Origin of the sequence: Streptomyces sp. DH-12, assembly GCF_002899455.1 — a bacterium.
In the GTDB taxonomy this organism is placed as follows: Bacteria; Actinomycetota; Actinomycetes; order Streptomycetales; family Streptomycetaceae; genus Streptomyces.
Genome location: NZ_PPFB01000001.1, coordinates 2,195,709 through 2,209,782, shown reverse-complemented (window position 1 = coordinate 2,209,782; position 14,074 = coordinate 2,195,709). Strand labels below are relative to the sequence as shown.

The following is a 14,074-nucleotide window of genomic DNA, read 5'->3' as shown; positions in this document are numbered from 1 at the left end:
ACGTCCTGGCATCGGGACGCCCAGGCCGTCATCCGGGCCTGTGACGCCGTGCCATCATCAAGCTTCGATCGACCAGTGAAGTCCTAAGTTGGGAGGGCGCGTGGCGATGGAGGCCGGCCCTCGCGACACCGCACACAGCACCGAGCAGAACCTCACCACCGAGCGGGATGCCACGGAGCCGGAGACCGACCGTCTCAGCCCCGACGGGCCCGAGGAGACGCAGGGCGGTGTGACCGACGACGGCCCCGAGCCGGAGGAGATGTTCACCGGCGGGGACGAGGTCGAGGTCGAGCTGCGCCCGCAGCGCCGGCTGCGCGTCTGGCAGCTCGCCCCGATCGTCGGGCTCGGCGCGCTCGGCTCGCTGATGTTCGCCTTCCCGCTGGCCTTCGACTTCGGCGACAGCGGTGCGGTGATCGCCATGCTGGGCCTGCTGATCTGCTCCTGCGCGGCCGGCTGGGGCATGATGGCCGCCCGCAAGGTCGGCCACACCTGGCCGGGCCTGTCCGCCTGCGGCTCGGACCGCAAGTCCGACTGGCGGGTCGTGGCCGCCTACGCCGTGATGGTCGTGGCGGTGGTCGCCCTCGCCGTGTGGCGCGTGGCCCGCCTGCGCTGAGCCCCCGCGATCCCGCGCCCGTCTTCACCGGCCCGTCCGTTCCCGTGGCCCGCTCGTGCCGCCCCCGCACCCCCGCGAGCCGCCCGTGCCGGCCTCCGTGCCCCGTGCCCCGCCCGCTCCCGCCGCCGCGCCCCCGGGCCCGTCTGTGCCGGCCGTGCGGTCCCGCGACGCCGTCCCCGTCCCCCGATCCCGTTGTCCACAGGCCGAGGCCCCGCCTCCGCCGCACCCCGTAGGATCGAAGAATGAGCACGCGGATCGCCTTCCTCAAGGGGCACGGCACGGAGAACGACTTCGTGATCGTCCCGGACCCGGAGAACGCCGTCGACCTGTCGCCGGCGGCCGTCGCCGCCCTGTGCGACCGGCGCGCGGGCATCGGAGGCGACGGGCTGCTGCACGTGGTGCGGTCCGCGGCCCACCCCGAGGCGCGGTCCATGGCGGACGAGGCCGAGTGGTTCATGGACTACCGCAACGGCGACGGCTCCGTCGCGGAGATGTGCGGCAACGGCGTCCGCGTCTTCGCCCGCTACCTCCGGCACGCCGGACACGTCGGCGAGGGCGACCTCGCGATCGCCACGCGCGGCGGCGTGAAGACCGTGCACATCGCCAAGGACGGCGACATCACCGTCGGCATGGGCCGCGCGGTCCTCCCCGACGGCGACGTCACCGTGCGCGTCGGCGCGCGCAGCTGGCCCGCGCGCAACGTCAACATGGGCAACCCGCACGCCGTGGCCTTCGTCGCCGACCTGGCCGACGCGGGCGACCTGTTCACCGCGCCCTCCTACGCCCCGGCCGCCGCCTACCCGGACGGCGTGAACGTGGAGTTCGTCGTCGACCGGGGCCCCCGGCACGTCGCGATGCGCGTGCACGAACGCGGGGCCGGCGAGACCCGGTCCTGCGGCACCGGGGCGTGCGCCGTCGCCGTGGCCGCCGCGCGCCGCGACGGTGTGGACCCGCACGACACCGGCCTGCCGGTGACGTACACCGTGGACCTCCCCGGCGGCACCCTCGTGATCACCGAACAGCCCGACGGCCAGATCGAGATGACCGGTCCCGCGGTCATCGTCGCCGAAGGCACGATCGAGACCGAGTGGCTGGAGAACGCCCTCCACTGAACGATGCGCTGTACGATCTTCCGCCCTCAGGCCCGCCCCGCCGTCGATCCGCAGGACAGAGCGGGTGCGGGACTTCGAGATCACGGCGCTCCGCCCACCCGATGGCGTGAAAACGACCGTGGACGGTCCGTCGCTCTTTGGAGTGATCCGTTTCACGGTCGGCCGGAGGCGGCCGGTCCGACCCCGTGCGGCTGGATAGCATCAAGCACCGGCCCGGACGGGGGATCAACGCCGTCCCCCAGGCCCACGTCCGCCCTGGGGCGCCGTCCGCCGGACCCACGCAGCCGGAGGTGCTCATGAACGCGGAGGCCGCGAAACCTGCGACCCCGGGCCCGCTCGCACCGGGTCACGCCACACCGGCCGGGACGCGCCGCAAGTCCCGCCCCCGGCTCGATCTGCGCCGGCTGGGCCGCGCCGCCCTGATGGGGTCGTCCTCCGCCCGTGACCGGCTGCCCGACGCCATCGGCCACGTCGTCGAGGCCCACCGCGCCCACCACCCCGACGCCGACCTCGAACCGCTGCGCCGCGCCTATCTCCTCGCGGAGTCCTCGCACCGGGGACAGATGCGCAAGAGCGGCGAGCCGTACATCACCCACCCGCTCGCCGTCACCCTCATCCTCGCCGAACTCGGCGCCGAGACGACGACGTTGACCGCCTCACTGCTGCACGACACCGTCGAGGACACCGACGTCACGCTCGACCAGGTGGGCAAGGAGTTCGGCGAGGAGGTGCGCTACCTCGTCGACGGCGTCACCAAACTGGAGAAGGTCGACTACGGCGCCGCAGCCGAACCCGAGACCTTCCGCAAGATGCTGGTCGCCACCGGCAACGACGTCCGTGTGATGTCGATCAAACTCGCCGACCGGCTGCACAACATGCGCACCCTCGGCGTGATGCGCCCTGCCAAGCAGGAACGCATCGCCAAGGTGACACGTGACGTGCTCATCCCGCTCGCCGAACGGCTCGGCGTCCAGGCGCTCAAGACGGAACTGGAGGACCTCGTCTTCGCCATCCTCCACCCCGAGGAGTACAAGCGGACACGCGAGCTGATCGTCCGCAACGCCGCCCGCGAGGACGACCCCCTCGCCGACGTCGCCGCCGACGTCCGCAAGGTGCTCCGGGAGGCCGACATCCCGGCCGAAGTCCTCATCCGCCCACGGCACTTCGTCTCCGTGCACCGCGTGTCCCGCAAGCGCGGCCCGCTGCGCGGCGCCGACTTCGGCCGGCTGCTGGTGCTGGTGAACGAGGACGCCGACTGCTACGCCGTGCTGGGCGAGCTGCACACCTGTATGACGCCGGTGGTCTCGGAGTTCAAGGACTTCATCGCCGTCCCCAAGTTCAACCTCTACCAGTCGCTGCACACCGCGGTGGCCGGCGAGGACGGGCAGGTCGTCGAGGTCCTCATCCGCACCCACCAGATGCACAAGGTCGCCGAGGCGGGCGTCGTCGCGCTCGGCAACCCCTACGCAGCCCCGCCGGAGGAGCAGTCCGCCGGCGACGGCGAACGCGTCGACCCCACCCGCCCCGGCTGGCTCTCCCGGCTGCTCGAATGGCAGCAGGCCGCGTCCGACCCCGACACCTTCTGGTCCACCCTCCGCGAGGACCTCGCCCAGGACCGGGAGATCACCGTCTTCCGCCCCGACGGCGGCACCCTGGGCCTGCCCGAGGGCGCGACCTGCGTGGACGCCGCCTACGCGCAGTACGGCGAGGACGCTCACGCCTGCATCGGCGCCCGGGTCAACGGACGGCTGGCCACGCTGAGCACGGTCCTCAAGGACGGGGACACCGTCCAGCTCCTCATGGACCAGGACGCGGCCTCCGCGCCGTCCCGGGAGTGGCTGGACCACGCGACCACCCCGGCGGCCCGCATCGCCATCCAGCGGTGGCTCGCCGCCCACCCCGCACCGGAGGACGGCACGTCCGTGACGGACGCCCGGACCCCGGCGGACGACATCGAGGCCGCCCGCCCGCCCGAGCCGGACGCCCCGCGGGCCCTCCAGCCGTCCGGCGCCGAGGACACGGACTCCGGGCGCCCCGCCGCCGCCCAGGTGCTGGTCGACCGGGACGGCGCGACCGTACGGCTGGCCGGCTGCTGCACTCCCGTACCGCCCGACGAGGTCACCGGCTTCGCGGTGCGCGGGGGAGCGGTCACCGTGCACCGGACGGAGTGCCCGGCGGTGGCGCGGATGAGGAGCGCGGGCCGCACGGAGGTCGGCGTGCGCTGGGGCGAGGACGCCGAGTGCCGGGTCACGCTGGTGGCGGAGTCGTTCGTCCGGCCGCATCTGCTCGCGGACCTCACCGAGGCGATGGCCACGGAGGGCGCCGAGATCGTCTCCGCGACCGTCGAACCGCCGGACCGGCAGCAGGTGCGCCACACCTACACCGTGCAGCTCCCCGACGCCGCCCGGCTGCCCTCCCTGATGCGCGCCATGCGCAACGTGGCGGGCGTGTACGACGTGAGCCGGGCGCAGCCGCAGGCGCCGGGCGTCTGAGCCGCCCCTGTGCCGCCGCCCCCCGGTGACGGCACCCGGCGCACGGCCCTCTGCGGTGTGATTACCCGATCGGGTGGGTCGGGAGCGCGCCGCCGCAGCCGCGCCCGCGCGCGCTGATAGCCGTGAGGCATGCCCCTCACCTCCCGCCACCCCGCCCTGCTCACCTCCCGCCATCCCGCCCCGCGCGCCCCCCGGCGCCCGGCACCCCGCGCCCACCGCCGCCGGCACACCGCCCAGGCACTGCTCGCCTCCGCGACCGGCGTCTGCCTGGTCGCCGCGAGCGCCCCCGCCGAACCGCTCGGCATCGGCGACCCCCTCTTCCCGCACCTCGGCAACCCCGGCTACGACGTCCAGGCGTACGACCTGGACCTCACCTATCCCGGCCGCAACGACCGGCCGCTCGAGGCCGTCACCACCCTCGACGCACGGATCACCGCCGACCTCGACCGGCTCAACCTGGACTTCGCCCACGGCACGGTCCGTTCGGTCGAGGTCGACGGCGAGCCGGCCGCCTTCACCGGCGCGGGCGAGGACCTGGTGATCACCCCCGACGACGACCTCGACCGGGGCGAGTCGGTGCGCATCACCGTCCGGCACACCAGCGACCCCGGACCCGGGGACCGCGAGGGCGGCTGGGTGCGCACCGCCGACGGACTCGCCCTGGCCAACCAGGCCGACGCCGCCCACCTGGTGTTCCCGTGCAACGACCACCCCTCGGACAAGGCGATGTTCACCTTCCGGATCACCGTCCCGGAGGGCCACACCGCCGTCGCCAACGGCCTGCCCACCGCCGTCGACCGCGCCCCCGGCACCACCACCTGGAGCTACCGGACCCGCAATCCCATGGCCACCGAACTCGCCCAGGTGTCCATCGGCCGCTCCACCGTGCTGCACCGCACCGGGCCGCACGACCTGCCGCTGCGGGACGTCGTCCCCACCGAGCACCGCGCGGCCCTCGAGCCGTGGCTGGCGAGAACGCCGGGACAGATCTCCTGGATGGAGGAGCGGGTCGGCCGCTACCCCTTCGCCACCTACGGCCTGCTGCTCGCCGAGGCCTCCACCGGCTTCGCCCTGGAGACCCAGACGCTCTCCCTCTTCGAGCGCGACCTGTTCACCGACCCCGCCCTGCCCGCCTGGTACGTCGAGTCGATCATGGTGCACGAGCTGGCCCACCAGTGGTTCGGCGACAGCGTCACCCCCCGCACCTGGGCCGACCTGTGGCTCAGCGAGGGGCACGCCACCTGGTACGAGGCGCTGTACGCCGAGGAGCGCGGCGGCAGATCCCTGGAGGCCCGGATGCGGGCCGCGTACGAGTCCTCCGACGCCTGGCGCGCCGCGGGAGGACCGCCCGCCGCGCCGAAACCGCCCGAGCCGGGCCGGAAGGCCGGCATCTTCCGTCCGGGCGTCTACGGCGGCGCCGCGCTGGTGCTGTACGCGCTGCGCCAGGAGATCGGCCCGGAGGCGTTCGACCGGCTGGAGCGCGCCTGGGTCGTCCGGCACCGCGACGGCAACGCCTCGACCGCCGACTTCGTCCGGCTGGCCTCCGAGACCGCCGACCGTGACCTCACCGGCTTCCTGCACGCCTGGCTTCACGACGGGAAGACCCCGCCGATGCCAGGTCACCCGGACTGGCGGTCCTCCGTCCGGGCCGCGACGGACGCGCCCGGCTCCGGCACGCACGAGCACCTGCCCGGCCCGCACGGGCATCGGCCGGACGCGGGCGGGGAATAACACGGTGACGAGACGGGCCGTGCCGTGCGACGATCGTCGGGTCCGCGCGACAGGGGAAACGGGAATGTCCCGGGGTACCCGGACGTTGTGGACAGTGACGGAAGGCCGTCCGGCCGGATCCGTCGCCGCAGACGGCAACCCAACGACGTAAGGACCCAATGACCTCCTCTTCTTCCCCTTCCCAGGACACCAAGCGCTTCGCGTACAGCCATCCCGAGGGTCTTCGGGCCGATGCCCTGATGGAAGAGGACGTCGCCTGGAGCCTCGAGATCGACGGAGAGCGGGACGGCGACCAGTTCGACCGCTCCGAGCGCGCGGCCCTGCGCCGCGTGGCGGGCCTCTCCACCGAGCTCGAGGACGTCACCGAGGTCGAGTACCGGCAGCTCCGTCTGGAGCGGGTCGTGCTCGTCGGGGTGTGGACCTCGGGCACCGCGCAGGACGCCGAGAACTCCCTCGCGGAGCTCGCCGCCCTCGCAGAGACGGCGGGCGCTCTCGTCCTCGACGGCGTGATCCAGCGCCGGGACAAGCCGGACGCGGCCACCTACATCGGCTCCGGCAAGGCCGAGGAGCTGCGCGACATCGTGCTCGAGTCGGGTGCGGACACCGTCATCTGCGACGGTGAGCTCAGCCCGGGTCAGCTCATCCACCTCGAGGACGTCGTCAAGGTCAAGGTCATCGACCGTACGGCCCTGATCCTCGACATCTTCGCCCAGCACGCCAAGTCCCGAGAGGGCAAGGCGCAGGTCGCGCTCGCGCAGATGCAGTACATGCTGCCGCGGCTGCGCGGCTGGGGTCAGTCGCTGTCCCGGCAGATGGGCGGCGGCAAGGGCGGCGGCCTCGCCACCCGTGGTCCCGGTGAGACCAAGATCGAGACGGACCGGCGCCGGATCCGCGAGAAGATGGCGAAGATGCGCCGGGAGATCGCGGAGATGAAGACCGGCCGCGATCTCAAGCGCCAGGAGCGCAAGCGCCACAAGGTGCCGTCCGTCGCCATCGCGGGCTACACCAACGCGGGCAAGTCCTCGCTGCTCAACCGCCTCACCGGGGCGGGCGTGCTGGTGGAGAACGCCCTGTTCGCCACCCTCGACCCGACCGTGCGCCGGGCCGAGACCCCGAGCGGCCGGCTGTACACGCTGGCCGACACCGTCGGCTTCGTCCGGCACCTGCCGCACCACCTGGTCGAGGCGTTCCGCTCCACCATGGAGGAGGTCGGCGACTCCGACCTGATCCTCCACGTGGTGGACGGCTCGCACCCGAACCCGGAGGAGCAGCTCGCCGCCGTGCGCGAGGTGATCCGGGACGTCGGCGCCACCGGCGTGCCCGAGATCGTCGTGATCAACAAGGCGGACGCGGCGGACCCGCTGACGCTCCAGCGGCTGCTGCGGGTGGAGAAGCGCTCCATCGCCGTATCGGCCCGTACCGGCCGGGGCATCCCGGAGCTGCTCGCCCTGATCGACAGCGAGCTGCCCCGCCCGTCGGTGGAGATCGAGGCCCTCGTGCCGTACACCCAGGGCAAGCTGGTCGCCCGCGCGCACGACGAGGGCGAGGTGATCTCCGAGGAGCACACCCCGGAGGGCACGCTGCTCAAGGTGCGGGTGCACGAGGAGCTGGCGGCGGAGTTCGCGCCGTACGTACCCACCCCGGCCGGCTGACCCGGACCGCGGACACGGACGAGGGCCCGCCCCCCGCCACACCGGCAGGGGGCGGGCCCTCGTCCTGCGCGGCTCAGCGGCCGCCGTAGGTCTCGCTCATGTTCCGGTACCGCGCCTCGGCGTCCGCGCCGAGGCGCGGTACCGCGAGCCAGGTGTGGTCCAGCGGACCGATCGAGGTGTCGGACACCAGCACCGTCATGCCGTCGCCCACCCGGAACCAGCCGCCGCCGGACGAGCCGCCGGTCGTCGTGCAGCCGATGCGGTACCTGTCCGGCGGGTCCGGGGCGATCGAGAACCGGCCCGGTGTGTCCAGGCACGTGAACATCCGCAGCCCGTCGTACGGCGGCGCGGCCGGGCAGCCCCGGGCGCCCGCCGTGCCCGCCTCGGCGGCGGTCGGGCCGGAGAAGTCCACGTCGAGCGCGGTGCCGACGGTCTCCTCCAGCGACCGGGAGCCCTGCTCCGGCTGTACGTGCAGCACGGCGTAGTCGTACGCCGCCCCGTCGCCGCCGCTCGCCGAGCCGCCCCGGATCCGGCCGCCGGACGTCGACGCCCAGTCCGCCCACCAGTTGCCGTACGGGGCGACCTCGGAGGCGTCCGCGCCGCTCAGCTCCGCCTCGGAGCGTGCCGCCGTCCGCCCCGGGCGCGCGGCGTCGCCCGGGGCGGGCCGTCCGGTCACCGGCCGGCGAACTTCCCGCTGACCGCGTCGTAGACGCTCTTGGCCTCCTCGCCGAGCCGCGGCCCGGCCAGCCAGCCGGTCGTCACCGGCCCGATGGAGGTGTTGGAGACCAGCGCCGGCTCGCCGTTCTCACCGGCCGCGATCCAGCCTCCGCCGGAGGAGCCGGCGGTCATGCTGCACCCGATGCGGTACATCGTCGGGTCGGACGCGCCGAGCGACAGCCGGCCCGGCTCGTCCACGCACGAGTACATCGTCTGCCCGTCGTACGGCGGCGCGGCCGGGTAACCGATCGCCGTCATCTCCTCGATCTTCGGCACGGCGGGCGCGTCGAAGTCCACCGGCAGGGCCGAACCGACCGTTTCCTCCAGCGACTTGCCGTCGCCGCCCTCCTCCGGCGTCACATGGATGACCGCGAAGTCGTACGAGGCGCCGTCACCGCCCGTCGCACCGCCCTGCTCGATCCACTGGTCCGAGGTCTGCGCCCAGTCGCCCCACCAGACGCCGTACGGAGCGACCTCCTCCTTGGAGGCGCCCTCGATCTCCTTCGCCGACAGGCCCGAGTCGTTGTACGACGGCACGAAGGCGATGTTGCGGTACCAGCCGCCCTTCTTGCCCGCGTGCACGCAGTGGCCCGCCGTCCACACCATGTTGGACTTGCCAGGGTTGGCCGGGTCCTGCACCACCGTCGCGGAGCAGACCATCGTGCCCTCGGGGGAGTCGAAGAAGACCTTGCCCGCGGTGGGCGCGTTCTCGTGGTACGACGGCGGCACGGCCTTCGCCTGCACCGGCTCCGGCGTCGGGTCGGTCACGCCCTGGTCGCCGGAGACGTCGTTCTCGTCGACCTCGGGCTGGTCGGGCTCGTCGGCGTCCCGCATGCGGTCGGGGTTCCACAGGTCCTCGATGATCGGGTTGACGAAGTCCTGCGCCTCACGCAGCCACTTGTCCTTGTCCCAGTCCTTCCAGGCCCCGTCCCGCCACTTGTCGAGGTCGATCCCGTGCTCCTTGAGCCGGTCCGTGATGTCGTCCGGGATCTTGAACTTGCCGTCGTCGGCGGCCGTCGCGGAGGCGTCCGCGCTCGCGTCGGTGTCGCCCGACTGGCATGCGGTGGCGGTCAGTGCGAGCGCGGAGGCGAGGGCAACCGCCGCCAGCACGGGGGAGGTTCCGCGCGACGGCCTCCTCGCGCGGCGGGCGGTGGACGACGGCCGTATGGATCGCATGATCTGGACTCCCCCTGGAATGAACGATGGTGGTGCCGCGCCCGTCTTCACATCCGACCCGGACGAGTCGCACTGCTGCTCCGACGGCTTGGGATGACGGCACCACACACTAGGCGTTCGCCGTGGGGGGCGTCCGACGGAACGGCAACGGTTCGGCTACAAGGCTTCTGACCTGGCCGTCGTGGGTGGATCTCGCGGCGTGGGGGCGTGGGGGCGTGGGGGCGTGGGGCCGCCGGGCGCGGTGGCGGCCGCGGTCCCTCCGGGCACCGCGCGCCGGGGCGGTGCTTCGGGCGCCGGGCGGTGCTTCGGATGCGGAGCGGTGCTTCAGGTGCGGGGCGCCGGTCACCTCCGCCGCCTTCGGTGTGCGCGCACCTTTGTCGGTGAAGGGCCGTAGGGTGGTCGGGCTATGACGAAGCCCTCACTCCCCGAACTCCTGCACGCTGCCGTCACTGCCGTCGGCGGCACGGAGCGCCCCGGTCAGGTGGCCATGGCCGAAGCCGTCGCCGAGGCGATCGACGACGGCGCCCATCTGCTGGTCCAGGCCGGCACCGGCACCGGCAAGTCCCTGGGCTACCTGGTGCCCGCGCTCGCGCACGGGGAGCGGGTCGTCGTGGCGACGGCCACCCTGGCGCTCCAGCGGCAGCTGGTGGAGCGGGACCTGCCGCGCACGGTGGAGGCGCTGCATCCGCTGCTGCGCCGCCGCCCGGAGTTCGCCATGCTCAAGGGCCGGTCGAACTACCTGTGCCTGCACCGGCTGCACGAGGGCGTGCCGCAGGACGAGGAGGAGGGCCTCTTCGACCAGTTCGAGGCGGCCGCGCCCACCAGCAAGCTGGGCCAGGACCTGCTGCGGCTGCGTGACTGGTCGGACGAGACGGAGAGCGGCGACCGGGACGACCTCACGCCGGGCGTGTCCGACCGGGCCTGGTCCCAGGTGTCGGTGTCCTCGCGGGAGTGCCTGGGCGCCACGAAGTGCGCGTACGGCGCGGAGTGCTTCGCCGAGGCGGCCCGTGAGCGCGCCAAGCTCGCCGAGGTGATCGTCACCAATCACGCGCTGCTCGCCATCGACGCCATCGAGGGCGCGCCGGTGCTGCCGCAGCACGAGGTGCTGATCGTGGACGAGGCGCACGAGCTGGTCTCCCGGGTGACCGGGGTGGCCACCGGCGAGCTCACCCCGGGCCAGGTGAACCGCGCGGTGCGGCGCGCGGCGAAGCTGGTGAACGAGAAGGCGGCCGACCAGCTGCAGACAGCCGCGGAGGGCTTCGAACGGCTGATGGAGCTGGCCCTGCCCGGCCGGCTGGAGGAGATCCCGGAGGACCTCGGCTACGCCCTGATGGCGCTGCGCGACGCGTGCCGCACGGTGATCTCCGCGATCGGCTCCACCCGCGACAAGTCCGTCCAGGACGAGGACGCGGTCCGCAAGCAGGCGCTGGCCTCGGTGGAGAGCGTCCACGACGTGGCGGAGCGGATCACCAACGGCTCCGAGTGGGACGTCGTCTGGTACGAGCGGCACGACCGCTTCGGGGCGTCGCTGCGGGTCGCGCCCATGTCGGTCTCCGGGCTGCTGCGCGAGAAGCTGTTCACCGACCGCTCCGTCGTGCTGACGTCCGCGACGCTGAAGCTGGGCGGCGACTTCAACGGAGTGGGGGCGTCGCTGGGACTCGGTCCCGAGGGCGCCGAGGGGGACGACCTCCCGCAGTGGAAGGGCGTGGACGTCGGCTCGCCGTTCGACTACCCCAGGCAGGGCATCCTGTACGTCGCCAAGCACCTGGCCCGCCCGGCCAGGGACGGGGACCGCACGGACATGCTGGACGAGCTCACGGAGCTGATCCAGGCGGCGGGCGGACGCACGCTGGGGCTGTTCTCCTCGATGCGGGCGGCCCAGCTCGCGGCGGAGGAGCTGCGGTCGCGGATCCCGGAGTTCCCGATCCTCCTCCAGGGCGAGGAGACGCTCGGCGAACTGATCAAGAACTTCGCCGCGGACGCGCGGACGTGCCTCTTCGGCACGCTGTCGCTGTGGCAGGGCGTGGACGTCCCGGGGCCCAGCTGCCAGTTGGTGGTCATGGACAAGATCCCCTTCCCGCGTCCGGACGACCCCCTGATGAGCGCCCGCCAGAAGGCCGTGGAGGAGGCGGGCGGCAACGGCTTCATGGCGGTCGCCGCGACGCACGCGGCGCTGCTGATGGCCCAGGGCGCGGGCCGCCTGGTCCGCGCCTCGGGCGACCGGGGCGTGGTCGCGGTCCTCGACCCGCGCCTGGCCACGGCACGCTACGGCAGCTATCTGAAGGCCTCGATGCCGGACTTCTGGTACACGACCGACCGCAGCCAGGTCAGGAAGTCGCTCGCGGCGATCGACGCGGCGGCGGGGTAGGGCGGGGCGGAGAGACCCCGCTGCCCCTTTGAGACGGCTCGGACTCATGCCCTCCGGCGGGCGGAAGCACGACCACGGAGGCCGCTGTGCGCCGCGCCCTCCCGGCAGGGGCGGGGCCCGCAGCCGGACGGGTGACGGCCTCCCGAGTTCCGCGAAGGACGCTCGGCTGCGGGGGAGGCCCGTTTCAGCGGACCGGCGGGGTCGGCCGGATCCTTCGGCGGGCCACAAGGGCCCGGCCGCGTTCCGTCGCTGGGCGACGAGGCCGTGAGCGGGAACGTCCGCCGTACCCGGGCCCGTGCGTGCTGGGCAGTCGCAGACCGCCCAGGTGACGGCCGTCGGCGTGAGGCCGCGAAGGGGCGTCCCCGTCACCGGACAGACGCCACCGGTGGCCGTGTCCGTCGCGACGGACGCCGCGCCGTCGCGGGGCGGGGGCCGGCCGACGGTCATCGACGCCGGTGGTGGGGTTGTCCCGCCGCGCGGGTCCCCCTTCGCGCGGGCGCGGCGCACGCGTTCCGGTCCGGCGGTCCGGCGGTCGGGTGTTCGAGCGCCGACCGCGACATCCGGGCTTCGAGACGGCGTCCCAGCCGGCGTGCGGCGTCCGGGGCGTGTCGACGGCACGCCGAAAACCCCCAGACGGGCGCGACGCACAGACCCCGGCCCGGTGGCCGGGATGTCCCGGGGGCAGGGAACTCCCAGGGGCGGGGAACAGCGTCCCGGTCGGCGCCGTGAGCGGCACCCGGGCGCCGCGGCGACGGCGCCGCCCGCTTCGAGGCCCAGGGCGCTGCGCACGGCGTCCGTGGGCAACACAGGGCCCCGGAACCGGCGCAGGGGTTCCGGGGCCCGGTCAGAGGGGTGGGGCAGGCCGAGGAGCGACTCGGCGTCCCGCCAGGGGTCAGACGCGGCGGAGGACGGCCACCACCTTGCCGAGGATCGTCGCGTCGTCGCCGGGGATCGGCTCGTAGGCCGCGTTGTGCGGGAGCAGCCACACATGGCCGTCCTCCCGCTTGAACCGCTTCACGGTCGCCTCGCCGTCGAGCATCGCCGCCACGATGTCGCCGTTCTCGGCGACCGGCTGGCGGCGGACCGTGACCCAGTCGCCGTCGCAGATCGCGGCCTCGATCATGGAGTCACCCACGACCTTCAGCACGAACAGCTCACCGTCGCCGACGAGCTGCCGGGGCAGAGGGAAGACGTCCTCGACGGACTCCTCCGCGAGGATCGGGCCACCGGCGGCGATCCGGCCGATCAGCGGCACGTAGGACGCGGCGGGCTTGCCGGCGGTGTCCGTCGGCTGCACGGACGCGGCCTGGTCGGACCCCCGCACCTCGTACGCGCGCGGGCGGTGCGGGTCACGGCGCAGGAAACCCTTGCGCTCCAGCGCCATGAGCTGGTGCGCGACGGAGGAGGTGCTGGACAGTCCGACCGCCTGGCCGATCTCACGCATCGACGGCGGGTAGCCGCGGCGCTGCACCGAGTCCCTGATGACCTCGATGACCCGGCGCTGGCGGTCGGTGAGTCCGGAGCTGTCCGCCCGGATGCCGGGAGGCCGGCCCGGCAGGGAGCGCTTGTGCGCCTCGGGATTCGTGGCTTCGTTCATCGCGTGCACCGGCTCGATGCGGCCCTGGGAGCGGTCCTGGGCGGTGATGGCGGCACTGTCTGCGGTGGTGGTCACGTCGGCCCCTCTCGATGGTCTCCCTGCAGCACAACGGTAGAGGCTTTCGAAAGGTTGCGCCAAACACACGTTCGAGTGAAAAAAAGCGAATTGCGGTACGTGTTCTTTCGCCGAGGTGTATTGGTCGCCACGCTTCCCGCCGGACAAACGGGCCATTTGTTGTACTCTTCTCCGCCGAGGTCTCCGCCGGGGCGGCGGCCTCGCGGCGCGCGGACTCAGTCTGCCACCGTGGGCTCCCGCGCGCGTGAAGCGGCCCCGCCCTCCTCCGGAACGGCACGCCCCCTCCCCGTCTCCGGCACGCCTTCTCCCCGACGGGCGGAGCCCCCGGGATCCGTGACGGGAGGACCTCCGGGCTCCGGTGGGCAGACCTCCGGGCCCGTCTTCCCGCTCCGGTGAGCGCGACACGCGCGCGGCCTGAATGTATGAGCCAATCCCCACATCTAGTGGTTGGATTCCGGCAGCAGCCCAGAAGTTGTGGTCCCCCCGGTCTTCGAGGGCTCCGTGATCGCCTATGCTGGTGCTGCTTCGTGAGGCCCCTGAG

At 73.3% G+C, this 14,074-nt stretch carries 8 protein-coding genes and 1 pseudogene; 6 read left to right on the top strand and 3 right to left on the bottom strand.

Annotated features, from left to right (window positions below):
• The first annotated feature begins 106 nt into the window (after positions 1-106).
• The 5 genes from C1708_RS08730 to hflX all read left to right on the top strand — a co-directional run bounded on the left by C1708_RS08730 (position 107) and on the right by hflX (position 7,600).
• On the top strand, positions 107-613 hold the full coding sequence (locus C1708_RS08730; RefSeq protein WP_106412120.1) for a hypothetical protein: 507 nt from the start codon (positions 107-109) through the stop codon (positions 611-613).
• A gap of 242 nt (positions 614-855) precedes the next feature.
• Positions 856-1,725, top strand: a complete 870-nt coding sequence (dapF, locus tag C1708_RS08725) for a diaminopimelate epimerase (RefSeq protein WP_106412119.1) — start codon at positions 856-858, stop codon at positions 1,723-1,725.
• A gap of 296 nt (positions 1,726-2,021) precedes the next feature.
• Positions 2,022-4,217, top strand: coding sequence for a RelA/SpoT family protein (locus C1708_RS08720; RefSeq protein WP_106412118.1), 2,196 nt, complete (start codon positions 2,022-2,024; stop codon positions 4,215-4,217).
• A gap of 129 nt (positions 4,218-4,346) precedes the next feature.
• Positions 4,347-5,948 carry a M1 family metallopeptidase gene (locus tag C1708_RS08715; RefSeq protein WP_106412117.1) on the top strand — a complete coding sequence of 534 codons (1,602 nt, stop codon included), beginning with the start codon at positions 4,347-4,349 and terminating at the stop codon, positions 5,946-5,948.
• Positions 5,949-6,106: 158 nt separating this feature from the next.
• Positions 6,107-7,600 (top strand): GTPase HflX, encoded by a 1,494-nt coding sequence (hflX, locus tag C1708_RS08710; RefSeq protein WP_106412116.1) that lies wholly within the window; start codon positions 6,107-6,109, stop codon positions 7,598-7,600.
• 73 nt (positions 7,601-7,673) lie between these two features.
• On the opposite strand, the pseudogene C1708_RS08705 reads toward hflX, so the two are convergent.
• Positions 7,674-8,222 (bottom strand): annotated as a pseudogene (locus C1708_RS08705) (hypothetical protein); the annotation flags it as partial.
• 50 nt (positions 8,223-8,272) lie between these two features.
• Complete coding sequence (locus C1708_RS08700) at positions 8,273-9,493, bottom strand: trypsin-like serine peptidase (RefSeq protein WP_106412115.1); 1,221 nt, start codon at positions 9,491-9,493, stop codon at positions 8,273-8,275.
• 406 nt (positions 9,494-9,899) lie between these two features.
• Here C1708_RS08700 and C1708_RS08695 point away from each other — a divergent pair, with 406 nt between their 5' ends.
• Positions 9,900-11,861: an ATP-dependent DNA helicase gene (locus tag C1708_RS08695; protein ID WP_106412114.1), complete on the top strand. Its 1,962-nt coding sequence runs from the start codon at positions 9,900-9,902 to the stop codon at positions 11,859-11,861.
• 892 nt (positions 11,862-12,753) lie between these two features.
• Here C1708_RS08695 and lexA read toward each other — a convergent pair.
• Positions 12,754-13,533 carry a transcriptional repressor LexA gene (gene lexA / locus C1708_RS08685; protein WP_106412112.1) on the bottom strand — a complete coding sequence of 260 codons (780 nt, stop codon included), beginning with the start codon at positions 13,531-13,533 and terminating at the stop codon, positions 12,754-12,756.
• Positions 13,534-14,074: the final 541 nt, after the last annotated feature.